Annotated in this window: 20 protein-coding genes and 2 pseudogenes; 15 read left to right on the plus strand and 7 right to left on the minus strand. The window is 48.2% G+C overall.

From position 1 onward, the window contains the following. Nucleotide 1: 1 nt before the first annotated feature. On the minus strand, nucleotides 2-1,381 hold the full coding sequence (locus tag K6J72_RS05635; protein WP_221279144.1) for a S41 family peptidase: 1,380 nt from the start codon (nucleotides 1,379-1,381) through the stop codon (nucleotides 2-4). Nucleotides 1,382-1,745: 364 nt separating this feature from the next. Between K6J72_RS05635 and K6J72_RS05640 the strand changes: the two genes are divergently transcribed. The 6 genes from K6J72_RS05640 (at nucleotide 1,746) to K6J72_RS05665 (ending at nucleotide 11,427) form a co-directional block, all read left to right on the plus strand. Beyond that, nucleotides 1,746-3,128 (plus strand): outer membrane family protein, encoded by a 1,383-nt coding sequence (locus K6J72_RS05640; RefSeq protein ID WP_221281154.1) that lies wholly within the window; start codon nucleotides 1,746-1,748, stop codon nucleotides 3,126-3,128. Nucleotides 3,129-3,467: 339 nt separating this feature from the next. After that, nucleotides 3,468-4,997 (plus strand): outer membrane family protein, encoded by a 1,530-nt coding sequence (locus K6J72_RS05645; RefSeq protein ID WP_221279145.1) that lies wholly within the window; start codon nucleotides 3,468-3,470, stop codon nucleotides 4,995-4,997. Nucleotides 4,998-5,040: 43 nt separating this feature from the next. After that, nucleotides 5,041-6,387 carry an outer membrane family protein gene (locus K6J72_RS05650; protein WP_221279146.1) on the plus strand — a complete coding sequence of 449 codons (1,347 nt, stop codon included), beginning with the start codon at nucleotides 5,041-5,043 and terminating at the stop codon, nucleotides 6,385-6,387. Nucleotides 6,388-6,550: 163 nt separating this feature from the next. Further along, the gene (locus tag K6J72_RS05655) at nucleotides 6,551-7,969 is read left to right on the plus strand and encodes an outer membrane family protein (protein ID WP_221281155.1); all 1,419 of its coding nucleotides are present in this window, start codon (nucleotides 6,551-6,553) and stop codon (nucleotides 7,967-7,969) included. A 256-nt stretch (nucleotides 7,970-8,225) separates the two neighbouring features. Then, the gene (locus tag K6J72_RS05660) at nucleotides 8,226-9,917 is read left to right on the plus strand and encodes an outer membrane family protein (protein WP_221279147.1); all 1,692 of its coding nucleotides are present in this window, start codon (nucleotides 8,226-8,228) and stop codon (nucleotides 9,915-9,917) included. A 151-nt stretch (nucleotides 9,918-10,068) separates the two neighbouring features. Continuing rightward, entirely contained in the window at nucleotides 10,069-11,427 is a 1,359-nt protein-coding gene (locus K6J72_RS05665; protein ID WP_260320702.1) for an outer membrane family protein, read from the plus strand. Here K6J72_RS05665 and K6J72_RS05670 read toward each other — a convergent pair. Together K6J72_RS05670 and fliR are read right to left on the minus strand one after the other, a co-directional pair. Further along, nucleotides 11,424-12,587 (minus strand): molybdopterin molybdotransferase MoeA, encoded by a 1,164-nt coding sequence (locus K6J72_RS05670; RefSeq protein WP_221279149.1) that lies wholly within the window; start codon nucleotides 12,585-12,587, stop codon nucleotides 11,424-11,426. The two genes, K6J72_RS05665 and K6J72_RS05670, sit on opposite strands and share 4 nt — an antisense overlap. Nucleotides 12,588-12,596: 9 nt before the next feature. Further along, on the minus strand, nucleotides 12,597-13,364 hold the full coding sequence (fliR, locus tag K6J72_RS05675; RefSeq protein WP_221279150.1) for a flagellar biosynthetic protein FliR: 768 nt from the start codon (nucleotides 13,362-13,364) through the stop codon (nucleotides 12,597-12,599). A 92-nt stretch (nucleotides 13,365-13,456) separates the two neighbouring features. Between fliR and K6J72_RS05680 the strand changes: the two genes are divergently transcribed. Continuing rightward, nucleotides 13,457-14,218 carry a DsbA family protein gene (locus tag K6J72_RS05680; protein WP_221279151.1) on the plus strand — a complete coding sequence of 254 codons (762 nt, stop codon included), beginning with the start codon at nucleotides 13,457-13,459 and terminating at the stop codon, nucleotides 14,216-14,218. On the opposite strand, the gene K6J72_RS05685 is transcribed toward K6J72_RS05680, so the two are convergent. Further along, nucleotides 14,219-15,556 carry a Na+/H+ antiporter NhaC family protein gene (locus K6J72_RS05685; RefSeq protein WP_221279152.1) on the minus strand — a complete coding sequence of 446 codons (1,338 nt, stop codon included), beginning with the start codon at nucleotides 15,554-15,556 and terminating at the stop codon, nucleotides 14,219-14,221. Next, a complete protein-coding gene (locus K6J72_RS05690) occupies nucleotides 15,546-16,097 on the minus strand; it encodes a phosphorylase family protein (RefSeq protein WP_221279153.1) in 552 nt (183 codons plus the stop codon). Before K6J72_RS05690 ends, K6J72_RS05685 begins: the two co-directional genes overlap by 11 nt. 76 nt (nucleotides 16,098-16,173) lie before the next feature. Between K6J72_RS05690 and rsmA the strand changes: the two are divergent. The 8 genes and pseudogenes from rsmA to K6J72_RS05730 all read left to right on the plus strand — a co-directional run bounded on the left by rsmA (nucleotide 16,174) and on the right by K6J72_RS05730 (nucleotide 23,973). Next, nucleotides 16,174-17,054 (plus strand): annotated as a pseudogene (gene rsmA, locus K6J72_RS05695) (16S rRNA (adenine(1518)-N(6)/adenine(1519)-N(6))-dimethyltransferase RsmA). Beyond that, nucleotides 17,035-17,193 carry a hypothetical protein gene (locus K6J72_RS05700; protein ID WP_221279154.1) on the plus strand — a complete coding sequence of 53 codons (159 nt, stop codon included), beginning with the start codon at nucleotides 17,035-17,037 and terminating at the stop codon, nucleotides 17,191-17,193. Before rsmA ends, K6J72_RS05700 begins: the two are co-directional and overlap by 20 nt. 81 nt (nucleotides 17,194-17,274) lie before the next feature. Beyond that, a pseudogene (locus tag K6J72_RS05705) lies at nucleotides 17,275-19,065 on the plus strand (ribonuclease J); the annotation flags it as partial. A 23-nt stretch (nucleotides 19,066-19,088) separates the two neighbouring features. Continuing rightward, nucleotides 19,089-20,090, plus strand: a complete 1,002-nt coding sequence (gene msrB, locus K6J72_RS05710) for a peptide-methionine (R)-S-oxide reductase MsrB (RefSeq protein ID WP_260320703.1) — start codon at nucleotides 19,089-19,091, stop codon at nucleotides 20,088-20,090. Then, entirely contained in the window at nucleotides 20,087-21,052 is a 966-nt protein-coding gene (locus tag K6J72_RS05715; RefSeq protein WP_221279156.1) for a KpsF/GutQ family sugar-phosphate isomerase, read from the plus strand. The genes msrB and K6J72_RS05715 overlap by 4 nt, the downstream gene beginning before the upstream one ends. A 1-nt stretch (nucleotide 21,053) precedes the next feature. Further along, a complete protein-coding gene (locus K6J72_RS05720) occupies nucleotides 21,054-21,293 on the plus strand; it encodes a DUF2443 family protein (RefSeq protein ID WP_221279157.1) in 240 nt (79 codons plus the stop codon). Nucleotides 21,294-21,302: 9 nt separating this feature from the next. Then, complete coding sequence (gene glmS, locus K6J72_RS05725; RefSeq protein ID WP_221279158.1) at nucleotides 21,303-23,129, plus strand: glutamine--fructose-6-phosphate transaminase (isomerizing); 1,827 nt, start codon at nucleotides 21,303-21,305, stop codon at nucleotides 23,127-23,129. Beyond that, a complete protein-coding gene (locus K6J72_RS05730; RefSeq protein ID WP_221279159.1) occupies nucleotides 23,122-23,973 on the plus strand; it encodes a glycosyltransferase family 25 protein in 852 nt (283 codons plus the stop codon). Before glmS ends, K6J72_RS05730 begins: the two co-directional genes overlap by 8 nt. Here K6J72_RS05730 and K6J72_RS05735 read toward each other — a convergent pair. Beyond that, on the minus strand, nucleotides 23,970-24,671 hold the full coding sequence (locus tag K6J72_RS05735) for a hypothetical protein (protein ID WP_221279160.1): 702 nt from the start codon (nucleotides 24,669-24,671) through the stop codon (nucleotides 23,970-23,972). The genes K6J72_RS05730 and K6J72_RS05735 overlap by 4 nt on opposite strands. 9 nt (nucleotides 24,672-24,680) lie before the next feature. Continuing rightward, nucleotides 24,681-25,823, minus strand: a complete 1,143-nt coding sequence (locus tag K6J72_RS05740) for a methyl-accepting chemotaxis protein (protein ID WP_221279161.1) — start codon at nucleotides 25,821-25,823, stop codon at nucleotides 24,681-24,683. Nucleotides 25,824-25,831: the final 8 nt, after the last annotated feature.

Consider the following 25,831-nt stretch of genomic DNA (forward strand, 5'->3'; position numbering starts at 1 on the left):
CCTACTTATGCGCACTCTCTTTGTTGGGGGCGGTCAGAATATCCCAAACTTTTAGGGTGTCGATGGCGGTTTTTAGTTGGATATCCGCATTGATGTCTTTTTGGGTGATGGGTTTGCTTTCTTTGTCCTCAACTTTTTTGCCATGTTCGTGTTTCTTACTTTCGGATTTGCTGTTTAGGGATTGTAATTCTTGTTCCAAGTGGTGTTTTAAATCCGCCTCTTTAATGCTGAATTTGCTTTCATCTTGGGGGACATTGCCCGGATACACCACAATATCGGGCTTGATCCCCACAGCTTGGATCGTGCGCCCGCTGGGCAAATAGTAGCGGGCGATGGTGATCTTGATCGCCTCATCCCTGCCCACGGGGAAAGTGGTTTGCACGCTGCCCTTGCCAAAGGTGCTCTCCCCGATGATGACAGCGCGTTTGTGATCTTGCAGGGCCCCTGAAACAATCTCGCTCGCACTGGCTGTGCCGGCGTTGACTAAGACGGCTATGGGTAAGTTAGGGTAGGGGGCTTTACCATTAGCTCTGTACTCAATGTCCTCGGTTTTCACCCGCCCTTTTTGCGACACGATGATGCCATGCTTGATGAAGAGATTAGACAAGTCAATGGCTTGGTTTAAAAGCCCACCTGGATTTGAGCGTAAGTCTAACACAATGCCTTGTAGGTCTTTGGCTTTGCTTAGCTCAGTGAGCACGCCCCTGACCACATTGCGGTCGAACGAATTGACTCGGACGTATAAATAGTGTGTGCCCTCGATCTTTTTGGCGTGTACGGATTTGATCTTGATGATGTCGCGCAACATTTTCACCACAATGGGTTTAGACTCGGATTTACGCACCAAAGTGAGCTCAATGGGGGTTTTGGGCTTGCCACGCATGAGATTGACGGCGTTGTCGATGCTCATATTGATCGTGCTTTCTTGGTTGATTTTTAAAATGACATCTCCCGCTTTGATCCCGGCCCTAAAGGCGGGGGTGTCGTCCAATGGGGCGATGACCGTGAGCGCTCCATCGCGAATGCCCACAGTGATGCCCAGCCCGCCAAATTCGCCCTCTGTTTGGGCTCTAAAGTCCCTAAATTTCTTGGGTGTTAAGTAGGAGGAGTGCGCATCTAAATTTGTCATTAAGCCATCGATGGCCTTGTCCACAATGTCGTTGATGCTGACTTCATCCACATAGTAGCGTTCCACTTGCTCCACCACATTGGAGAATTTTTTTAAGGCATTGAGCCGCTCTTGGGTCGTGGGTTTGTTGCTCTTTTTAAAGGTTTTGCTGTGTGCGGTGTTTTGTGCCACTTCATCCTGTGGCAGATTATGCGCCACGAGCCACACACTCAAAATAGACGAAACAAGCCCCATTATAAAATATCTATTCATCGTGTCCCTTATTGTTCAATTCACATGAAAAGCACCATTGTACCCAAAACTAAGCAATTTTACAACTAGTCCACGCAAACCCCAAGCCCATGCATTGATCCAAAGCTTAAAGCCATCGGGGGGCTTGGTTACTTTGTGTAGCGTTCTCTTTATTTACAAGGCATGGGTGCAAGTTTGGCACAACTTTAACAGACTTTCTACTTATAATTTCAATGGTAGGGCAACTTCTAGTAGGGCTAGAAGAAAGTTTTACTCTGTCTACTTAAGGATTAGCCAAGGAGTCAACATGCAAGACAGATACGAACAACAAGACCCCAACATTAAGTCTAACTTTTCCGTTTTAACCTATGTTTGTGGTCCATTAATGTTGTTTGCAACTTCCGTGGACGCGTTTGAGTATAAGTTTGGGGGGCGCGCAGAACAGACCTCTCAAATCGGGTTCAACACTAGGGAGATCAACCGCAGAAGAGGGCTTTACCCCATGCAACAATACGCCACTGTGGCGGGGTATTTGGACCTTAGCTTCAGCTTATTGCCCAAAAAATCCGTCCACAGCCTTAAGGGTGGGATCGGCGGTATGGTCGGTGGTGTCTTCTACGACAGCACGAAAAACCTCGATCGAGGCAGTCAAATATTCAACTATTACGGTTACTACAACGGGTATTTAGACGGCAACCACAATTCCATCGCTACAGGTGATGACAACCTCAAGGACAGCTTCATTCGAAAAAACGCGCGCACCTACATTTGGAGCGATGCGTTCTTGGAATACCAATACAAAGATTATTTTGGCATCAAGGGCGGGCGTTACACTTCTACCATGCCTTACAGAAGTGGGAAAACGCAAGGCTTTGAGGTCTTTGGGCAGTATAAACACGCCCGCTTGGTGTGGTTTAGTTCTTTTGGGCGCGCGATTGCCAGCAGCGGGTTTCTCATCAATTGGTATGCCCCTAGGACTTCTTACAGCGGCGGTTATGTGAGAAACGCCCAGGGGGGTTGGACACCTGTGGGCTATAAGCTCTCTTATGGCACACATGCGGCAAGACTCATTTACAACCAACATAAACTCTTGGCCGAGTTTTTCTACTATTTTTCGCCCAAGACCTTCAACGCACCCGGCTTTACGCTCGGCTGGGACACCAACCCCAATTTTGACGGCAAGGGTTTTAAATCAGACACCCACATCACCGCCATCTTCCCTGTGTATGAGCCTTGGATGGTCTTTGGCTCAACAGGGGCGGTGAAATTCAAATACGGCACACCCATCACCCAAACCGGCCAAAGCCTCATCTTGCGCCAGCGCTTTGATTACAACAACTACTACCTCGTGGGGACATTTTACAAGAACTTTGGCAACCCCAACACCTATGTGGGCAACATGGGTAACCCCGCAGGCGTGCTCCTCGGGGGCAACAGCGTTTATGTGGGTACGGCTGGCACAGCTTTAAAAGCCGATGCTGTAACAGGGGCGATTGCCTATGGGGGCACACACTTTAATAAAAAGTTTTTGTGGCGGATGCAATGGCAGTGGACAAGTGCGCCCGTGGCATGGGAGGGACGCTACATGCTCACTTTGGGTTACAACTTCAACCAGTACTTGAAAGCCACGATCAATTTAGCCTACTATGGAGTGCACACCAATAAAGGCTACCAAGCGGGCTTGAACGACCAAGTCTGTATGACCTATTGTGGCGGAGGGTATCAGGACAGAAGTGCTCTTTACACAAACCTTTCGGCTTCCTTTTAGGACAAAACAAACGGAGAAATCGGGGGGATTTAAGCAAATCTTTGTTATCCTTAACACATAAAAGTAAATATTCTCGGATGTTTATTTTAAAACTTTAGATTTTGAGGAGAATTGATGGATAAAATGACAGCAGTTTTAGCAAAATCCCCACAAAGCCTTTCTTCTCTAATCATGATGATCATTTTTTACGGAAGGAGGATGATGCGCGCAATGCTCCTTTGCGCGAGGCGTGCCTTAAGGGCAACACAATAACCCCACTGCCTTGGTTTCAAGTTTCTACAGCAGGGTTCTCGGGTCCACTTTGCCCAAGAATCACACGATGACAACAAAAGGATTGAAATGAAAAAAGTTGTGTCGCTCTCTAAAAATTTAGTGGCTTGGTTGGGAATTGCATCCCAAACTTCCGCCCTAGATTGGAAGCACCTGGATTTACGCAATTTGGAGTCTTTTGCAAAATTTAGAGCAGGGGCAGAGTCCTTCTCTAAAATTGGGTTTAACAACAAGCCCATCAACACCAATAAGGGTCTTTACCCTACAGAGACTTTTGTCACTATCGTGGCTTATCTCCAATTAGACTTCCCTGAACTTTTGCCTAAAAACGCAACGGCTAATGGCCACCACATGTCAGGGAGTCTAGGGGGATTTGGCGGAGGTCTTATGTACGATGGGACAAAACACCTAATAAATGAGGCGACAGGCAAGCCCTATGGGGATATGGCTTGGAACTACTTTGGTTACTGGGGTGGGCTCGTGGGGCAAAAGCCTTGGGCGCAGTGCTGGTATGGGGCAGGGGGAGGAAGCCAAGCGTCTTATGCGGGCAAAAGCGCAGCCCAGTTGCAAGCCATGTCGGATGCCACAAGCATTGGGGGGGTTAATACGGCCGATTGTATTCAGGGCTATGCCGATAACGCTCGCCAATATGTGATCTACAATGCCTACATTGACTACTCTTATAAGAACATCTTTAGATTTAGGGGTGGGCGTTATGAATCGCCGGCCGACTATATGAGTGGTTACACGCAAGGGCTAGACATGACTTTAAACTTAAACCACTTTAAATTTTGGTGGTTCAGCTCTTTTGGCCGGGGCTTTGCTTACAACGAGTGGCTGTATAACTTCTACTCTCCCAAAACCTACACCCTAGCCGATGGCAAAAAGATCAACCCCGGGGTGCACGCCTTTTACATCACTTGGGAGTACAAGGGCTTTAGTGTTGTGCCTTTTGTCTACTTTTCCCCAAACAACGAATACAGCCCTTGCTTTACCCTCATGTATGACAGCAACCCCAAATTTAAAGGGATTGGCTGGCGCTCGCAAACCGACATCACGGTGCTCAACCCCTTTTACGCCAAACGCTTTTGGGACACCTACCAGTTTGGCATGATCTCGCATAGAAATGCCCATAGCTTGATGATCAAACAGCGCTTTGACTACAATAACTACAACTTTGGGGGCGGGATTTACCAAAACTTTGGCAACGCCAACTGGATGATCGGCTACCACGGGAACCGTTTAGGGTTTGACTTTTGGGACAACACAGTGTATGCCAACACCATCAACTCCCTATCCTACATGATGGACTCGAACGCCTTCACCGCCTTTCTCTTTGGCGGGGGGGTGTATAAAAAATGGCTTTGGGGTTTGATCGGCCGTTTGACCTATGGTCCCCGTGCGGATGAACAGGTTTTTGCGTTTAACGTCGGTTACCAATTTTCTAAGCGTTTTTACGCCGACATTAAAGTAGAATACTACAACCAAATCATGCATCGAGGTTATAAAATTGGTTGGAATGGGCCTTTCTTACCCGATCAACCCGCCACCGACCAAGACAGAAGCCATATTTTTACTGAGATTAAAGTCAAGCTTTAATCCTGTCAAGGTAAAGCTTAAAACCTAATAGAGGTGTAGATAGATGAGCCATAAAGGCTTGCTCTTTTGTGCGTGTTGTGTGTGTCCGCTGGGGGCTTTTGACTATAAATTCAGCGGGACAAGCGAATCGGTCGCCAAGATCGGTTTTAACCACTCCCCCATCAATTCCAAAGAGGGTATCTTCCCCACAGAAAGTTTCATGACCCTAACGCTCAAAGCCCAAGTGGATGCGAGCTTGTGGGAGAACGAAAAGAATAAAATCAGTGCAGGGATTGGCGGGGGGATCGGTGGGCTGGCTTACGACTCGACCAAAACTTTAGTGGATCAGAGCACGGGGCAGGTCTATGGCTCTAAAATATATTTTTACTTTGGGCGTTATTGGGGTTTTTTAGACAACGCCCCTTGGAAAAGCTCTAACATAGAATCCACACAAAGAGCCCGCCCCTATGTACTCTACAACGCCTATTTGCGCTACGACTACAACCAAGCTCTAACCATCATCATCGGGCGTTACCTATCCAAAGCAACTTTTTTGAGCGGGTACACAGAAGGGTTTGAAGCTTCTTACAAATTCCACCATTACTTTAGATTGCGCTGGTTTAGCTCTTTTGGCAGGGCTTTGGCGGTGGGTGAGTTTATCCGCCCTTGGTACGCCCCCATCACCACAACCAACAAACAGGGCAAGGTGGTGGATTTAGGCATCCACGCTGTGGGGTTAAATTTTGACACCAAGCGTTTTTCAGCAGTGAGCTTTGTCTATTTCTCTCCCAACACCTACACCACCCCCGGGGTCAAGCTCCACTACAACAGCAACCCCGCCTTCAATGGGCTGGGTTTTAAGTCTTTAACGGAGATGACGGTGATCTTTCCCATTTATAACCGCAATCTTTACAATGCGTGGTATCGTGGCTCTAGGCTGGGACGGGGGGGGGCGAGCTTGTATATCCGCCAACGCTTCGACTACAACCAATACAACTTTGGCGGGGGGTATTTCCAAAACTTTGGCAACGCCAACGCTCGAATCAACTGGTATGGGAGCCCCATTGGCATTGACTACCGCGACAACAGTGTCTATGGTGGGCTGATGGACAACATGATTTCACCCAATGCCATCACGGGCTTTGTGTTTGTGGGCGGGGTGTATAAGAAACTCTTTTGGGGCTTGGTGGGGCGATTGACTTATTCGCCTCGGGCCAACGAGCAAAGCGTGGCGTGGAATGTGGGGATCAAGTGGAATCGTTACTTTTCGACCAACATTAAAATTGAATACAATGAAGTGGACACCCACAAGGGCTACAACATCGCCAACTGGTACACTCTAGACCCCAGTGCCCCAGCCACCCACCAAGACCGCAGTTATTTAATGACCGCCATCAAGGCGCAATTTTAGTAGCGTTTTGTAACATTTACAGACATGACTCACACACTTTGTCTAAAAATGGGTGTTACTGCACTAAAAGCTGTGCTACAACACTAAGGACTAAATACAAAGGGGTATATTGCATATAACTACACGCACATTCAGCCACATTTTCTATTCTCTAACTTTTTTGATGACTCCGCTCAAAGCCTTTGACATTAAATTCTCGGGGCGTTTGGACAGCTTTTCTAAGATAGGTTTCAACCATTCCAAGATCAACACCAAGTATGGCATCTTCCCCACAGAGAGTTTTGTGGACATCGTGGGCTTTGCCCAAATGAAAGTGGGGCTGCTACCCAAGCACACCACAGACCACCAATTAAGCTTTAGTTTGGGTGGGGCGATGGCGGGCTTGCCTTACGACTCGACCAAGTATTTGAGAGACCAAGATGGGCAAATCTATGGCTCTGTGGTACATAACTTCATCGGGGGCTGGCATGGGTATTTTTTCAACAAATACCTCACGCAACTATCCGGGGCCTACCACGCCCGCCCCTATGTGCTCGACACCGCTTTTTTGCAATACGATTACAAGCATAAGTTTGGCTTTAAAATCGGTCGTTACGAGGCGAACATCGATTTTATGAGCGGGTCAAACCAAGGCTTTGAGTTCTACTACCGCCCCATTAAAAACCTCAAACTTTGGTGGTGGAGCTCCTATGGGCGGGGCTTGGCGTTCAACTCGTGGATTTACCAGTTCTACGCTTCAACCCCCTATGAAAAACCAAATGGACAGATGATCAACTACGGCTGGCATGGCATCACCGCCACTTACGACTATAAGAAATTGAGCGCGCAGGCGTTCTTTTACTTTTCGCCCAAGACCTACAACGCTCCGGGGTTTAAACTCATCTACGACACGGATAAAAATTTCCAGCTTGTGGGCTTCCGCTCCCAAACCCTCTTAATGGTTACGGTTCCCGTTTACGACTCGGGCTGGTACAACCCGCTCACCAAAACCTACAGCATTTGGGATTCTGCACAACACGGCTCACTCGTGGGTAAATATGGAGTCACCTTAAACATCCGCCAAGCCTTTTGGTGGAATCGCCTAGCGATCATTTTAGGGCTTTACAACACCTTTGGCAACCCAGACGCTTACTTGGGTAGCCACACCATGCCCATGGGCAACAACACCTCCTATGTCAACGACTATGTGAGCTCGAGCATCATCGGGTTTGACTTTTGGGACAACACGGCTTATGACGGCTTGGCAGATGCCGTAACCAATGCCAACACCACAACCGTCTATGGCTCTGTGGGCAGCATTTATAAAAAGTTTGCATGGCACATCTTTGGGCGGGTGAGCAACGCCAACCGCAACGCCCAAGGGCACATCGGGCGTAGCAACGAATACTCCGCAGCCCTAAGTTTAGACTACGCCTTCACCCGTTCGGTGTTCTTGCACTTTAAGATCGAATACTATGGGGTGCAAATGCACCAGGGTTACCAAGTGGGCTATTTTGGCGCGCCAGAGTTTAACAACCCCGACTTTAAAGCGAATTATCAAGACCGCAGCCACATCATGACCAACATCACTTTAAAATTTTAGAATTAGTGTGAATAAAATATTTATAATAACATTCTATGTACTTACAAAATTTTTAAACTAAATTGTGTTTGTTTAAGAAAAAAAATACACAAACTATATTAAAATGCGCCTACACAATCATGGTCTCGGGCATAGCTCGGCTAGAGTTTTACGGGCGTGTTCTGTGTAGTTCTCTAACACTTAAGGTTATTAAGTACCTGCAATATTGAAGGCGACACCAATGAATAAAGAAAAACAACAAAAAAGGTTACGAGGCATGAAAAAGATCAAAGACACCAAGTGGGGTAAGCTGGCAAGGGGGGTGCGTAAATTGCGCAACACGCTGACACCCGCCCTGCTGGCTTCCTCTTCTTTGGGAGTTTGTGGGTTGGATGCACTCAGCTACGAAGTGCACGGCGATCTCATCAACTTCTCAAAAGTGGGGTTTAACAACTCTCCCATCAACCCGGTCAAGGGGCTTTACCCAACCGGTACTTTTGTGGAATTGACCGGTAAATTAGAAAGCACCGTGCACCTTGGCAAAGGTTGGAGTGTGAGTTTAGGTGGTGCGCTAGGGGGTATGCCCTATGACAACACCCGCTATGACAAATACGCTAATGACATTAAAGTCCCGCAAGCTTGGAAGAATCCAGATGCGTGTGGAGCAAACTACAATGGTCCGGACAGCGCAAATGGCTTCTGTGTACCTTTTTGGAGCGATCCCAAAAATGGGATGCCCCAATATGGCTCTTACAATTGGGCGATGGATCATGGTGGCATAGCCGACCCCCGCGGTATCGGTTATATGTTTATGGGGGAATGGAACGGCTTGGCCCCTAACTACTACCCCGCCAGCGCCTACACCCCCGGGCAGTCGCGCAGGTATGAAATCTACAAGGCGAATGTCCAATACAAAAGCGATAAAATTTGGATCATCGCCGGGCGCTACGACACCACACAGGTCAAAGACATCGATTGGTTCTACCAATTGACCCAAGGTTTCTACGGCATGTTTAAACTCACGAATAAGCTGACCTTCCAAGTGTTCAGCTCCTGGGGCCGTGGTATTGCGGACGGGCAATGGATGTTCCCAATCTATCGCGAAAAACCTTGGGGGCAACACAAAATCGGGGTGATTTACCAAGTGAACAAGCACTTCTCCATCCACCCACATGTGTGGTTCTCTCCCAAAGTTTTCACCGCTCCTGAAGTTAAAATGTATTACGACACCAACCCCGAGTTTAGCGGGCGCGGTTTCCGCTCACAAACCACCCTTTATGCCATGTATGTCTACCAATGGGCAAACGACTATATCCCAGGTATTGGGCATGTGGGTCGCTATGGGGCTGCAAGGTATAACTCTTGGGACCCCTTCCTAGATGGCGGTAAATGGCGCGGGTTACAAGGTCCTGGCGGGGCAACCATCTTGATCAAAGAGCGCCTAGACTTCAACAACTACAATGTGGGCTTTGGTATCTACGACAACATCGGTAACCCAAACCCCAACATCGGTACCTATGGTAACCCCGTAGCGATCGATGGTGTCGAACAATGGACCGGTGGTATCTACTCACTAGGGTTTGCGTCTATCAACAACATCACCGACGCCGATGCTTTCACAGTTTATGCGAAAACCGGCGCGGTGTATGGAAAATTTGACTGGGAGCTCGCCGAAAGGTATACCACAGCTCCGCGTGCGGACGGTCAGGCTCTAGCGTTGTATTTGGACTACCAATTTGGCAAACACATCAAGGCTGGGATCAAGCTTGAGTGGTTCTTCCAAGTCATCCGCGCGGGCTACAACCCAGGTGTTGGCTTCCTAAGCTACATGGGGCAACCTTTGAGCTTGAACACAGGTGTGTTCTCTGCAAGTGGCTTTGGGCAAGGCCCACAAGAAACCGGGGGCATCGCCCACACCGTTTGGCAAGATCGAAGCCACTTGATGACCCACATCAGCTACAGTTTCTAGTTCCAGCCTTTGTTTTTGCCTTAAGGGCTCTCCCCTTAAGGTATTCTTGCTATAATACCCCGTTTAAAATTTTCATAAATCCATCTTTAAGCAGGTTGCCATGCAAGTTCAATTTAGAGGGAATCGCACCATCCATAAGTGGCTTGTTTGCATGCTCCTTGTTTTAGAGCGCGTTTTAGCCTTTGACATGAGCATTAGCGGGAAACTCAGCAGTTACACGCTGTATGGCTTTAACAACAAACGCTACGACCCCTCCAAGTTCATTTACCCCACGGGCAGCTACACCTCGCTTTTAGCCGAGATGAATCTTAGCATGGACATTTACAAGGGCTTACACGCCGAAGTGGGGGGCATGCTCTCTGCTTTGCCCTACGACTCTACGGCGTATCAAGGCAATGACATCCAACCAGGGCAACCGGGTGGTCCGGGGGATTTCTATAATCACGATGGTGGGATCTTCTGGGAATATATTGGCTGGTATGCCGGGCACAGCGGTTTGAATGTGCAACAACCCCGCTACGCAATGGTGCACAACGCCTACATCAGTTACAACTACAAGAATATTTTTGGCATCAAGGGTGGGCGTTATGAGCTCTCAGATTATGATTGGTTCACTTCCTTTAGCCAAGGTGTGGAAGGGTTTGTCAAATACAAGGACTATAAATTACGGGTGCTCTATTCGGATGCCAGGGCTTCTGCGTCTAGCGACTGGTTTTGGCCTTTTGGGCGTTACTACACCAGCGGCAAACCCTTAATGATCGCTGAGTTTAGATACCAAAAAGGCCATTGGAAGGTCAACCCCTATTTTTACTCCATCTTTGGGCGCATGAACGCCCCCGGGATCAACATCACCTACGACACAAACCCCCATTTTAGGGACAAGGGTTTTCGCTGGGTGGGCACTTTTGTGGGGCTCTTCCCCTTCTTCCCCCCCTCTGGCCGGGGCTATGACATGATCTTGTTTGGGCAAGAAAAAATGGGCAAGGATGGACAGACCCTCTTTTTCCGATCCCGTTTTTATTACAACAAATGGATTTTTGGGGGCAGTATTTATAAAAACATTGGCAATGCCAACGGCGACATCGGGATTTATGGCGACCCTCTAGGTTACAACATCTGGACCAACAGCATTTACGATGCCGAGATCAACAACATCGTAGGCAAGGACGCGCTCAATGGATTTTTATACTTTGGCTCGCACTTCCATGGCTTCACTTGGAAAGTTTTGGGGCGCTTAACCGGCTCGCCTCGGGCCAACGAGCAGAGCGTGGCACTTTTTTTAAGCTATTTTTTGAGTCGCTACAACTTAAAGTTTGATTTAAAACTTGAGTATTACAACAACATCACTAAAAAAGGCTATTGTCTTGGTTTTGGCTATGGCCCTACGCCCAATACTTGTGGATCATGGGATCCCGCGACCAACAACTTCGCCCCCCGTCTGCCCCACAATGTGGACTCCGGCCGTAGCCACTTGATGTTTACCTTGACCTATGGCTTCCAGTTGCTCTAAGGCAAGAGCGACACCAAAACCTCTGTTACTCCACTAAAATACGCTAGGCCGTTAGAGCGGCTTAGAGCATCGATCGCTCCCGCTCCGTAAGTGTTGTCCTTGTAGGGCGTGAAAACGCCATTCTCTAAGTGCCCTAAGACCAAGTGCATGCGTTGCCCCTTGACATTTAAAGGGCTGTTTAAGCGGGCTTTAATGAGGGGTTCTGGCGTGTTGTTGCCGGCCTGTTTGCAAAGCACGGGGCGCACAAGGGCTAAAAAAGTCGCCACACAGCTTAAGGGGTTGCCCGGCATGCCAAAGATGAGCTTATCTGCCACACTGGCGCATAAAATGGGCTTGCCCGGTTTGACATTCACCCCGTGGTAGTGGATTTTTGCGCCCATTTGTAACAATGCCTCTTTAAAATGGTCTTTATCGCCCACACTCACCCCGGCACTGCTGATGAGCACATCGTGAGTTAAAGACTCTTGTAGCCGTTTTGTTTGCTCTTTGAGATGGTCGGGCAAATGCCCCAAATGCGTGGCTTCAAAGCCCAAGTGTTGCAGTATGGCCACTAAAACAACCCCGTTTGTGTCATACACTTGGTGTTTCTGGGCTGCACTGCCCAAGCCCACAACTTCGTCCCCACTGCTAAAGACCCCCACTTTTAGTTTTTGATAAACGCTGAGAGTGGCGCACCCTTGTGAGGCGAGCAGGGCGATGTCTCCGATTTTTAAAGGCGTGCCCTTTTTTAAAAGCAAATCCCCGGCTTGGAAGTTTTCACCTTCATAGCGGATGTTTGCGCCCTTTTTAAAACCTAAAGGGGCTGTGGCGTTGAGGTCATCATACTCTTGCATTTGCTCTAAAGGCACCACCACATCCACCCCATCGGGCACAAGCGCACCGGTCATGATTTTCAGACAAGTTCCCGGGGCTAAAACCGCCAAGGGGTTGCCCGCATAAATGGTTGCGCCAATGGGCATGCTTTTGCCCAAGTCCTCTAGTCTAAAACCAAAGCCATCCATCGCCGCATTTGTGGCTTTGGGCAGGGGGTCTTTGGCGTAAAAATCTTTGGCTAAAATGCGCCCGTGCGCTTCTTGCAAGGGGACTTTTTGAACTTCTAAACCCATTTGGGGCAGATTGAGCCCGATTTTTAAAGCCTCTTGAAATGAAATCAAATCCATGTTTTGCCTTTAAAATAGAGTAGAGATCGCTTGAAACGCGCGCAACAATTCATCTTTAAAGCGGTGCATGATCGCCGCTAAAACCAACATCAAACCGGCTAGGGCAATGGCGATTTTGAGCGGAAAACCCACTGCCAATAAGTTAAATTGTGGGTGGGTTTTCATGATCATGCCAAAGACAATGTCGCTAAACATCACCACCGCCAACACAGGAAAGGCCATGCTAAAGCCCACGACAAACAAATGCCCCAAAGCTCGCACGCTCGCTTTAACAATGTGGTTTGTGAGCACAAACCCCCCCAAAGGGACTTGCTCTAGGCTGTGTTGTACCCACAAGATCACCAGGTGGTGCATAGAAGTTTGGAGCATGGTTAAAATGGCTAAAAGCAAGACCACTTGCCCCACCACCGCCTTTTGCGCCCCCGAGATGGGGTCGTAGGCGCTTGCCATCGTAAGCCCCATGGAAAAGCTGATCGTGTCGGTCGCAAAGGCGATGGCGTTGAAAACCACATGCAAAAAGAAAGAGGCGCAAAGTCCGAGCAAAAACTCCGCACAACAAGCGATCAAAAAACTCTCTGTGGTTAAAAATACGGGATGGGGGGGCATTGAGGGGTAAAAGACCAAGGTTAAAAAAAAGCTCAAAGCTCCCCGCACAGACACCGGGATCAAATTATTATCAAAAAAGGGGAAGAGCGCAACCACCCCACTTAAACGCAAAAAGAGCAGTAAAAAGCCCTGCACATGGCGATCGCTCATATAGGCTAACCAGTCTAACATAGCGGGCATTATAGCGCAGCAAGATTTTTATTAGGCTTTTAATGCTAGAATGGGCACTTTAATTTTAGTTGATAGAAAAAAGAAGGATTGTTATGCGTAGGTTATTCTGTGCTTTGAGTTTGTGTGTGGGGCTTGTGGGGGCAGTTGAGAGCAAGGTGGGGCAGGCTGTGGTGGACCTCATTGACAAACAAATCCATAAAAAGGTCAATGTCCTAGAGGTGAAGTCTTTAAAGTCCAATAAAGAGTTTCAGGTGGTGGTGGTGGAGGACCCCGACACAAGGTATAAAATCCCCTTGCTGGTGAATAAAAACGGGGATTTGGTCTTGGGGCTCACAAACATCTTTTTTAGCAAGAGCAAACAAGACACCGAGTTGGTGCAAGATCTCTACCACAACACCCAAAGCTACAACTTCGCCCAGCAAAACAGCGCCGCTTTAAATGCCCTTTTTGAAGGCTTGCCCAAGGACTACACCATTGATTTAAAATCCACCACCCCCGGGGTGAAAAAGAATCTCTACATCATCTCCGATCCCATGTGCCCGCACTGCCACCACGAGTTGGAGCAGATCGACAAACGCTTGAAAGAAGCCAATGTACACATGGTGCTCGTGGGCTTCCTAGGGCATGAATCCACGCTCAAAGCTGCCGACATTTTAAAACAAGTCAAAAAAGCCCGCAACACTAGAGATAAAGTAGATTTGCTGCAAAAAGTCTATGCCCACGCCTATAAAGTCGCCGATGCTCCCGATGACAAAGTCCAAGAAGTAGAACAGGTGACTAAAAAAGTCTTAGACACCAAGCTTGTCAAAGGCGTACCTTTCATTTATGAGTACCACAAGCTAGATAAAAAGTAACTATCGAGGGGGCAATCTTTTTAGGACCGCTCGGCTATAGCCCCCCCAAAAGATATAAACCAAAGTGAAAACCCCAAGCAAACCCTGATACCACAAAAATCCCACCACTTCTAAAAACCCGACATGTTCTTTAGCAAAACTAAGGAGTATCAACATTTGCGCCCCATAGGGAATCAACCCCTGAAAAATGCACGAAAAAATGTCTAAAACCACCGCACTCTCACGCCGATCCACCCCAAATTTAAGGCTGACTTTCTTGCTAATCTCCCCTACAATCACAATCGCCACGGTGTTGTTTGCCACCGCCAAGTCCACCAAGCTCACCAACGCCGCAATGCCCACTTTTGCACTCTTTGCGCCCCTAATGTAGCCCTCGATTTTAGAGATGATCCACGTCACCCCCCCCTCCTTATCCACCATGTAGGCAAGCCCGCCCGTAAGCAGCGAGAGTAAAAAAATCTCTTGCATGCTTGAAAAGCCCTTATAGACTTCTTGCCCCAAAGAAAGCCAAGTAAAATGGTTTTCATACAGCCCGATTCCCCCTGAAAGCGCGATCCCACTAAAGAGCACCAAAAAGACATTGACCCCCATAAGTGCCAAGAGCAACACAAACACATAGGGCAAGGTTTTCACAAATTCATAGCTGTGGGCTTGCACGGGTGTGGGGTGGGGGGGTTGCCCCCAAATCAAGAGCAAGATTAAGGTCAAAACGCTCGCGGGCAGGGCGATGTAAAGGTTGATTTTAAACTTATCCTGCATATTGACATCTTGCGTGCGGGTACTGGCGATCGTGGTGTCTGAGATGATGGACAAATTGTCTCCAAACATCGCCCCCCCCATAAGAGCCGCCAAAACCAAGGCTAAGGACAAATGCCCTTCTTGGGCTAACCCCACCGCAATAGGGCCCAGTGCGACAATCGCCCCCACGCTCGTGCCGATCGCCAAAGAAATGAAGGCAGACATGGCAAAAATCCCGGCGGCTAAGTATTGTGGGGGGATGTAGGTGATCCCCAAATTCACCGTGGCATCCACTCCCCCCATCGCCTTGCTCACCACCGCAAACGCCCCGGCAAGCAGGTAAATCACGCACATGGTCATGATATTTTTATCCCCACAGCCCGTTAAAAAGTCGTGAAACTTCTGCTCCAAACTCCCCTTAAAAAACGCGAAGGCAGCAGCCACCCCTATGGCAGCAGCCACGGGTCCGGGCAACTGGTAAAAGCCCATTTTCACTCCACTAAGTTCCAAATAAAACCCTGTACCTAGGTAAATCCCAATGAACACCCCAAAGGGGATCAGGGCGTGAAAATGCGGTGTGTTTTCCAGCTCATTGGTCATGAAAATCCTTTAATTTTTGATAAAGACTGCCCAAGCGCTCTTTGGCAGACTCGTGGTTTGCAATAAAATCCCTGTGGGCGTGTTCATTTGTGTAATTTGTTACGCAAAATACCCCAAAACATGGAACATTATAGCATTGAGCCACACGCAGCACAGCAAAAAATTCCATGTTCTCTAACAAAATGCCCGCGTGGCACATGGCATTAGAAAAGTGGGTGTCTGTGTGTATGTAATGGCTACTGTTGACAACCACGCTTGGCAAGTCTAAAGTTTGTGGCCATTTGGTCTGCACACCATTGTCTAGGGGAGTGTAGCTGTGCCCTAAAATAAAACTCTCTTCAATTTGCGTGGCTTTGGTACTTGCAAACAAGCTTAAAATAGGAGTTTTAGGGTCATAACTGCCCGCTGTGCCGATAAAAATGATCTCTTTAGGGTTGTCAAGCATGCAAAGACGGCTTAAATTTAAAGCACTTTGCACCAAGCCCACGCCGACACTTTTAGCGTAACTGAAACTCTCTGTATCGCCCGCACACACAAACATACAAACCCCTTTGTGCTAAAGTCTAGTACTTAAGCTAGCCCATGTTAGAATAGCCAAAAGTTTTTAAAGTGAAGCCATGGCACTTTTGGGGCAGCATTTTCTGCACGACCCGCATTATTTGGAGCAGATCTTGCAATCCATCCCCCACGCCCACTTTGCCGATGCCGTGCAAGTCGTGGAAATAGGGGTTGGCTTGGGAGATTTGACAGCCCGATTGCTTAGTAGGTTAGGGCCATCTAAAAGTTTATTGGCCTATGAGGTAGACACCCGTTTAGCCCAAAGGTTAAGGTCTGCTTTGGGGGATTTGTCTGGGCGTTTAGAGTTAGTCGTGGGCGATGTGATGCAATGTAAAGGGGTGAAAGATAGAGAAAAGAAACAAATTAAGGGGCTTGCGCTTTCTCAATGTGCTTTTTTGTCCCCTGAGCCTTATTTTTTGGTTTCAAACTTGCCTTATTACATTGCCACGCCCATCCTCACAAAATGCCTCAGGGATGCCCTTTGTGTGGGGATGGTCGTGATGGTGCAAAAAGAAGTGGCGTTGAAGTTTTGCGCCACTGAAAATCACAGCGACTACGGGGCTTTGAGCGTTTTAGCTTCTAGCGTGTGTTGTGAGCGCACTTTATTGTTTGAAGTCCCCCCAAAGCCTTTAACCCCCCAAAGGTGCAATCCGCCGTGATGCGCCTACTCAAGGCCCCCTTAAGCGAGGCTAAAGGGGATTTCATGTCCCTGAGCCATTTTGAGAGCGTGCTGAAAGCGTGCTTTCAAGCCAATAGAAAAACCCTTTTCAACAACCTTAAAAAGACCTATTCAGTGGCGCAAATTCAAGAGTTTTTTACACAGAGTGGCTTAGAGATTTCTGCACGCCCCCACCAGGTGGCACCCGCCCACTATGTCAGTTTGGCGCAATTCTTTCACAATTTAACACACAGGACAACACATGGAAAACAATCCCTTTAAAGACAACCCCCAAGAGGGCAACCACAAAAACAACCAACACCCCCAACACCCCGAAACCCCCCAAAGAAAACCACGAACCCCAAGACCACCACGAACCCCACGAACCCCCCAAGCGGCAATCCCCCTAAAAACCCCATAAAAACCGCTTCAATAATCGAATCAAGCAAGGGCGGGGGCGTTCAACAACAACAACAATAGCCCACACATGCAAGAACAAAGTGGGGTGAAAAACATCACAAAGGCGAACGAAAGAGGGAATTTGGGCTTCCATAAAGAACTCAAACAGGGTGTGGAGGCCAACCATAAAATCCACATCAATCACCTAAACCCCCACTACAAATTAGATTTAAATGTCAAGGCGCGGGTGAAAATCACGCCTTTGGGCGGTTTAGGCGAGATCGGGGGGAATATGATGGTGATTGAAACCTTGAACCAAGCCATCATCATTGATGTCGGGATGAGCTTTCCCAGCGAGGACATGTATGGCGTGGATATTTTGATCCCTGATTTTAGCTACCTACACAGCATTAAGGACAAAATCGTGGGCGTTTTGATCACCCACGCCCACGAGGACCACATCGGGGCAGTGCCCTATCTCTTTAAAGAATTGCAATTCCCCCTTTATGGTACGCCTTTAAGTTTGGGCATGATTGGCAACAAGTTTGACGAACATGGCTTGAAAAAATTTAAAAGCTTTTTTAAAATCGTGCAGAAACGCCAGCCGATCCAAATTGGAGAATTTATCGTGGAGTGGATACACATCACGCACTCCATCATAGACGCGAGCGCATTGGCGATCCAAACCAAGGTCGGCACGATCATCCACACGGGAGATTTTAAGATCGACCACACCCCCGTGGATAATATCCCCACAGACCTTTACCGCCTAGCCCACTATGGCGAGCAGGGGGTGATGTTGTTACTTAGCGACAGCACCAACTCTTACAAAACCGGGATCACGCCCAGCGAGAGCAGTGTGGGGCCCGTGTTTGAAAATCTTTTTAAAAACGCTAAGGGGCGGGTGATCATGAGCACCTTCTCCTCAAACATACACCGTGTGTATCAAGCGATCCAACATGCCTTGAATCACAACCGCAAAGTCGCTGTGATCGGCCGTTCTATGGAGAAAAACCTAGACATCGCCAGAGAGCTGGGCTACATCCACCTGCCTTCAAAAACCTTCATTGAAGCGCACGAAGTGGAAAAGCACCCCGACCACGAGGTGTTTATTGTAACCACAGGCTCCCAGGGCGAAACCATGAGCGCGCTTTATCGCATGGCAACTGACGAGCACCGCCACATCAGCATCAAGCCTAGCGACCTCATCATCATCTCGGCTAAGGCGATCCCGGGCAATGAGGCGAGCGTGTCGAGCATTTTAAATTTACTCATGAAAAAGGACGCACAAGTCGTACACCACGCCTTTGATGTGCATGTGAGCGGACACGCTGCCCAAGAGGAACAAAAGCTCATGTTGCGCCTCATCAAGCCCAAATTCTTTTTACCCGTGCATGGCGAGTACAACCATGTTGCCCGCCACAAGGAAACCGCCATGTCTTGTGGAATCCCTGAAAAGAACATTTACTTAATGGAGGATGGCGACCAAGTGGAGGTGAACCCAAACTTCATGCGCAAGACCAAGAGCATCAAGAGCGGAAAAAGCTATGTGGACAACACGAACAACACCAGCATTGCCGAAAAAATCGTGCAAGAACGCCAAGAAATCGCCAATGCAGGACTTTTAAGCGCGGTGTTGTTTATCTCCAAAGAGGGGCAGGATTTAATGCCCGCTTCCAAGCTCACAAGCCTTGGGATTGTGAACATGCAAGAGGAAAGGGCATTTTTAACAGAGTTGCACGGGTCGCTCAGCCTTCACATTAAAGCCTTGCGTCAAGACATTTTAGGCAACCACAAATACTTAGATGAGAATGTCCGTAACTTCTTAAGAAAAGCTCTCTTCAAACACACCAAGAAATACCCGGCGATCGTCAGCCATGTCTTTGTGAGCTGATGAGAGCGTGGGTTTTAGGCTTCATGTTGGCGGGGGTTTTGGGTGCAGTGGAGGTTAAGATGCATACGATTTACTTAGCGGGGGGGTGCTTTTGGGGTTTGGAGGCGTATATCAAGCGCATTTATGGGGTGAAAAACGCCCTTGTGGGCTATGCCAATGGCAAGAGCGATCAAACAAACTACCACGAGCTCCACAACACCGACCACGCCGAAACGGTGAAGGTGGAGTTCGACCCGTCTAAAATCAGCCTAGATAAACTCTTGCTCTACTACTTTAAAGTGATCGACCCCACGAGTTTAAACCAACAGGGCAACGACAGAGGACGGCAATACCGCACGGGCATTTTCTACACCGACAAAGCTGATGAACCCATCATCGCCAAAGCTCTAGCGCATTTACAAAGCCACTACAAAGAAAAGGTGAGGATTGAGCTAGAACCTTTAAAAAACTTCGTGGTGGCAGAGGACTACCACCAAGACTATTTAAAGAAAAACCCCGGGGGTTATTGCCACATTGACCTTAAAAAAGCCGATGAGGTCATCATCGACCCCAACGACTACCACAAGCCAAGCCAAGAGCAACTTAAAAAGAAACTCACTGACCTACAATACAAGGTTACTCAAGAGAGCTACACCGAGCACCCCTTTAACAACGCGTACGACAAGCTAGATGAGCCGGGCATTTATGTAGACATCACCACCGGCGAGCCCTTGTTTCTCTCCACCGATAAATTTGACAGCGGTTGTGGCTGGCCCGCCTTTTCTAAGCCCATCAATAAAGATGTCGTGAGCTATGTTAAGGACACCAGCCATAATATGCTGCGCACTGAGGTGAAAAGCCGTGTGGGGCGCGCCCACTTAGGGCATGTCTTTGAGGACGGACCTACTGAACTAGGGGGTTTACGCTATTGCATCAACAGCGCAGCCTTAAAGTTCGTCCCCCTAGAGGACATGGAAAAAGAGGGCTATGGGGCGTTGATCCCCATGTTGCAAAAAGCCTTGCTTAAAAAAGAGGTGCATAAATGATGGACTACGCCCGTCTAGCCACACAAAGCCTAGATTTGGCCATTGAGGCCCTAGAAAATGCCAAAACCACCCTAAGCCACGAAACTCTAAAACCCATTGTAGAGCTTTTGGCAAACGCTCCGCTTGTGGTGGTGATGGGCGTGGGCAAGAGCGCACACATCGGGCGCAAAATCGCCGCCACACTCACCAGCACCGGCACAAAGGCGGTGTTTTTACACCCCACAGAGGCGGTGCATGGGGATATGGGGATTGTCGGCGAAAAAGATGTGGTTTTGGCGATCAGTTATGGGGGCGAGAGTGTGGAACTCTTAGAAGCCCTGCGCTACATCAAATGCGCCGGGGTGGTGGCGATGAGTAAGCACAAAAACAGCTCGCTAGCCAAGAGGGCAACCCACCACCTAGAACTCAAAATCAGCAAGGAAGCCTGCGGCTTTAATTTAGTCCCCACAACTTCCACCACTTTAAGCCTAGCTCTAGGCGACATTTTAGCGGTGTGTTTGATGGTGTATAAAAATTTTAGCAAAGAGGACTTTGCTAAGAGCCACCCGGGCGGACTTTTGGGTAAAAAAATGCACCTAAGGGTGAAAGACATTTACCGCACCACCAACCTACCCCTAGTGAGCGCGGATTGTTGTTTGCACGAGGCGTTGTTAGAAGCGACCGCAAAGGGGCTAGGCAATGCGCTTTTAGTAGACAGTGGGGGGCATTTGGTGGGGGTTTTGAGCGATGGGGACATTCGGCGTGCGCTTTTACAGCCTGAAAACTTTGATTTAAACGCCCCAGCCAAAAATTACGCCACCTTGCGGCCCAAAACCACGACCGACTTAGACATGCTTGTGGTGGAGGCGTTAGAACTCATTGAGCAAACCCAAATCTCGCTGTTGGTGGTGTGCGGCACAGAAAATAAAGTTTTGGGAGTCTTGCACCTACACACCTTGTTAAGTTTAGGCTTAGGGGGTTAAAGTGTTTGAAAAATTAGAGATCATCATTAAGGATATTGAGAACGCCAAAGAAGAAGTGGAGTTGCTTTTAAGAATCGCCCATTTGAGTTTGAGCGATTTTATTTTAATGAAGCGGGGGAGTTTGGACATCCCCCCCACTTTAGACATGGCGTTTTATACGCAGATTAGCGAAAGGGTGGAAGAATTGAAGGAAGCCATCAACGCCCTAAACAAATACAAAAAAGAAATGTTAGTTTTTTAAAGGAATTTTATGTGCGGAATTGTGGGCTATTTGGGGCTTGATGAGAAAAAAGAACTGTTGTTACACGGCTTGGAGGAATTGGAGTATCGGGGCTATGACAGTGCAGGGCTCGCCGTGTTGGAAGCAAATACAACGCATTTGCAACCCCATTTGCACTTGTTTAAGGTGAGCGGCAAGGTGCAAGCCTTGCAAGAGCGTACCCGTAATTTTAAATCCACAGGGCTAGGCGTAGGCATTGCCCACACCCGTTGGGCAACCCATGGCAAGCCCACAGAGGCCAACGCCCACCCGCACGCCTACCACTCGTGCGCCATCGTACATAATGGCATCATTGAAAACTTCGCCCCCCTAAAAGCCCAATTACAAGAAAAGGGACATGTGTTCTCTAGCCAAACAGACAGTGAAGTCATCGCCCATTTGTTTGAGGATGCACTCAGTCAAGAGCCCAATATCAGCGTGGCAACTGCGCTCAATGCCTTTAAAAACACCATTGCCAAATTAGAGGGGGCGTATGCGATTTTACTCATTTGTGAGAAACTCCCCACTTGTATTTTTTATGCCAAACAAGGCGCGCCCTTACTCATCGCTCAGGGCGAGGGGGGGGTTTATTTAGCCAGCGCGCCCAGTGTTTTAGTGGGCAAGGCTAGCCACATGGTGCGTTTAGCTGACGGGGCGATGGGCGTTTTAGAGGCGAACAAACCCCTAAAACTAGAGAGTTTAGGCAAATTAGACGAAGTCCCCACCGACAGCCAGCAGGGCGACAAAGAGGGCTTTAAAACCTTCATGGAAAAAGAAATTTACGAGCAGGGCAAAGTTTTAACCTTGCTAGGGCGTTTAAGCCCTAAGGGCGTGGCTTTAGAATTGCCCGAGGGGTTTTTAGAGGGCGTGCGTTGCCTTAGCATTAGCGCGTGTGGGACGAGTTACCACGCTGGGCTTGTGGGTAAATACTTGATTGAAAGTTTAGCGGGCTTAAAAGTGCAAGTGGAGCTGGCTAGCGAATACCGCTACGCCAACCCCGCCACCCAAAAGGGCGAGCTCTTCATCGCCATCTCGCAAAGCGGTGAGAGTGCGGACACTTTGGAGGCCCTAAAACTTGCCAAAGCTTTAGGCTTAAAGACTTTAGGCATTTGCAACACCCAAAGCTCTAGTTTGGGCGCGCTGACCGATGCCATGCTCTTAACCCATGCGGGCTTAGAGCGATCGGTCGCTTCAACCAAAGCCTTTGCCAGCCAAGTTTTAGTGCTGTGGCTTTTAGCCTTAGAGTTAGCCCATTTGAGGGGAACTTTAGAGCCTAAAGAAGAACAAGCCCACTTACAAGCCCTAAGCACCAGCCTAGAAACCATGCAAGAGGCCCTAAAGGCACACGCCCAAATCAAGGATTTAAGCACACAAATCACACAAAGGGATTTAAAGGGGTATTTTTTCATGGGGCGGGGGGTGTTTTACCCGCTTGTGCTGGAGGGCGCGCTCAAGCTCAAAGAGATCGCCTATGTGCATGCGCAAGGCTATGCGAGCGCAGAAATGAAACACGGCCCCATTGCGCTGGCTGATAGCACCCTCCTTAGCACAACCTTACTCCCACAAAATTTACTCTTTGCCAAGAATTTAAGCAATGTGGAGGAATTGTGTGCCAGAGACTCCTTAATCTTTGCCCTAAGCCCCTTAGAAGTCGCCCCGGCGACCTTTTATTTAAGAACCCCCCCCTACCCACACTACATGAACGAGTTTTTTTATATGCTTGTGCTCTTACAGCTTTTTGCCCTAGAAATGGCGCAACTCAAGGGGTTGGATGTGGACAAACCCCGTAATCTCGCTAAAAGTGTGACCGTTGAGTGAAAACATCCCCATTTACATCATCCATTTAGAAAACTCCGCTAGGGACACTGCCCCCCTGTTGTGGCATTTAAATTATCTCTTAGAGAAGACCCCCCACAAGGGCTTTGATATTGAGGTGTTTAACGCCGTCCACGGGCACACAGACTACCAAAACAAGGGCATCACTTACACCCACACCCACCCCGTGTTTAACGACTTTAGCCCCCACTTGCCAAACTTTAAAGAGGGCATGGGTTTAATGCGCCTTGCTTTAAAAAGCCGGGTGAATTTCCAAAGTTTTGGGCAGCTGGGGTGCTTTGCCAGCCATTATTTATTATGGCAAGAGTGTGTGAAACTGCAAAAACCCATCGTCATCTTAGAAGACGATGTGCTCCCCACCTTTGACTTCTTTGAAAAATGTGCATTGGGTTTGGAGAGCCTTTATAGCAACAAAGCCCAAATGGTGCGGCTTTTTGCCCTTTACTTCAAACGCCACCGCTTGACAAAGTCCATGGGGCACCACTTTGACAGCCTTTTTAGCCCCGTGGGGGGCATGGGAACACAGGGCTATATCCTAAGCCCTCGTGGAGCGCAAAGACTCCTAGCACATTGCCCAAAGCAGTGGATTTTGCCTGTAGACACCTACATCGATGCTTACTACACGCATAGGGTTTCTTGCTTAACCTTTAAAACCCCCGCCCTGTTTGTAGACGAGCTCGTTTCACAAATCCCGCATGCCAGCACAGATTATTTTAAGGGCAAACTCAAGGTTTTTTCTTATCTCATGCGGGCTTGCAATTATGTGTTGAAGTGTCGGCTTTTCATCCAACACTTGCTCTTTTCCTTTTTAGCCCGTAAAGCCTAACACCCGATCGCCAAACGAGCGGTTAAAATAAAATCCTCTTTGGCGGGTGTACTTTGCGTTTTAAAACGGGTAGGGGTGTTGTTTGGGTAGAAGTCTAAATGTTGTATGTAGCATTGTTTGTTGAATTGCTTGCCCATCCATATAACTTGTTCTTGGGCTTTTTTGATCAGGTCTTGGCGCAGAGCACTCCAGTCGATCTCTTCAACTTGGGGATAAAGAGCGGGGGTACTTGGTAAAATGAGCCCGCTTTGTGTAGCCACTTGAGAGATTTTGTCTTTTAAATCATTGTAGCCTTTGAGTTGATCTGCGGGGATTCTACAATCCATCACACCCTGTAGGCTGTAGCCGCTGATCTCTTGCTTGGGCGCAAAAGTGTAATAGGGGTGCACGCTGTAAGTGGCTTGTTGGCACAAATGACTCTTTTGGGCTAAATTGTTGATCTCTTTAAAACTCTCTTTGATCGCTTTGTCTTGCTCGGAGCTTAAGGCTTGGCTCTTTAAAAGCTCTTGACTTGCTCCAAAGATAAAATGCACACGGTAGGCTTTGGGAGTTAGAACTTGCGTACTTTTGATTTGCATGCTGATGCTGTTCTCTTTTTGCCTGCTGTGTTTGCCTAAAATAAAGCGTTCAAAGCTAAGCCCACCGATAAACACGCCTAAAAACACCACAACGATAAATGCGCCTTTGATGTATCTCACTTTTTTCCTTTACTTTTGAGAGATTTTGACCTCATCCAATTTTTTGAGTTGCCCGGCGATTTGCTCCACCTCTTCTAGGTCGTAATGATCTTTGATGTGCTTAATGATCTCTTGAACAAGGGGCAAACTTTCAGTGGGGACTTTGTCTAGGGCGATGTTGCTCGTCTTGTTCGTTAAAACGCTACGGTAGACATGCATTTTCAACACAATCCACTCAATGTAGCGCATCACATGGTTTAAACCCACTTCCAATTTTTGGTTGTTGTCCACGCTCTTGTGGCTGTTGTTGACAAATGTTTCCAACACCTTTAAAAATTTCTCAAAATGTGCGCTGATGTCCGTGCTTAAACGGGTAACCTCCACAAAGGCGGCGGAGAGCTTGTTGATCTCATCTTGAAACCTGCTAAAGCTGCTCTTGATGCTACTGACCTCTCTAGCCACCCTTTCGGCTAACTTGCGGATCTCATCGGCAACCACAGCAAAGCCCCGTCCATGCTCTCCACTTCTAGCCGCCTCAATGGCAGCATTGAGTGAGAGTAAATTCGTTTGCTCGGCGATCTCGCTGATGACATTTGTCACTTGCATGATGAAGTCCATATTGCTTTTAAGCCCATCCATCGCCACATTTGTGTGTTCACAATTGGCGTTGAAACTGTCTAGGTCGGTGTGTATGTTTTGCATTTCGTTTTGGCTTTTTAAAGAGCTTTGTTCAATGTTTTGGGCAAGCTCTTTATTTTCCACGCATTGCTTGACCCGATTAGAAAGCTCCACCAGCACCTCTAAAATGCCCTTAGCCCCCCCGCCCATCTCGACTAAACGCAACACAATTTCTCTGTTATTCGCCTCAATGATCCCATCTACATGGGACTTGGCATGGACGGCATATTGCTTAAAAATCCCCCGATAGCCCTCTTCAAAGACATTTCTATAATCCTTGCCCTCCTTAGCCGCCTGCACGCATGCGTCCATTTCTCTAAACACCGACTCGACTTGGTCTAAGAAGTCGTTTAAATCGTGCATGACTTGGCTATAAGGGCTCGCCTCATCAATGTCTATCAAGCGGCATTCTAAATAGCCATCTTTAATCTGAGCGGCAAATTCCTTGATCTGATCTAAAGAGGTATCCGGGCGCGTATCAAACCATTTCAACATGCTGATCC

It is taken from the genome of Helicobacter sp. NHP19-003 (assembly GCF_019703305.1).
In the GTDB taxonomy this organism is placed as follows: domain Bacteria; phylum Campylobacterota; class Campylobacteria; order Campylobacterales; family Helicobacteraceae; genus Helicobacter; species Helicobacter gastrocanis.